This window comes from Pseudomonas sp. 30_B (assembly GCF_017491605.1).
Lineage (GTDB): Bacteria > Pseudomonadota > Gammaproteobacteria > Pseudomonadales > Pseudomonadaceae > Pseudomonas.
Window position 1 is genome coordinate 1 of sequence record NZ_JAFGYY010000162.1, and the last position, 526, is coordinate 526.

The following is a 526-nucleotide window of genomic DNA, read 5'->3' on the forward strand; positions in this document are numbered from 1 at the left end:
GTTGCAGTTCCGCGTAAAGTTTTGCTTGGTAAATCGCAATTTCTAGATGTTCAGCAATGCGGCGCAGCAAAGTTTTTTCCTGCTCTTGCCATTGGCGCGGTTGCCAGCATTGATGGGCAATTAACAAGCCCCCAAGCTGACCTTGCACGAGGATCGGCGTTGCAAGTTCAGCGCGAATCGGAGCATCTTCCGCCAGTTTGAGCAACGCTGCGATCGGTGACCGATTCGAGTCTTCCGGCTCCGTTGCCCACGTTAACCCGTTGCGATGCCGTTGCTCAAAATGCTGTAGCGTCACATCGCTGTACGCCTCCATCCAATGCAGCACCGACGGAATTGAATCACTGCTGCGCGACTCGTAGGTAATGCCATCGAGGTTTGGCATTGCTGCGCTGAGGGGTTCATCCAGGGTTGGATCAAGCAAGCAAGACGGAGCGGGAATTTTGAATTGATAAATGATGAGTCGATCGACTTGAAGAAACTGCCGCACTTGTTGAACGGCCGTTTCTAAAATTACGGGCAATTCAAG

1 protein-coding gene is annotated in these 526 nt (G+C 51.9%); it reads right to left on the minus strand.

Features of this window, described 5'->3' with window-relative positions:
* On the minus strand, positions 1–526 hold a 526-nt coding region (locus J5M67_RS27730), incomplete at both ends, for a GAF domain-containing protein (protein WP_207888585.1).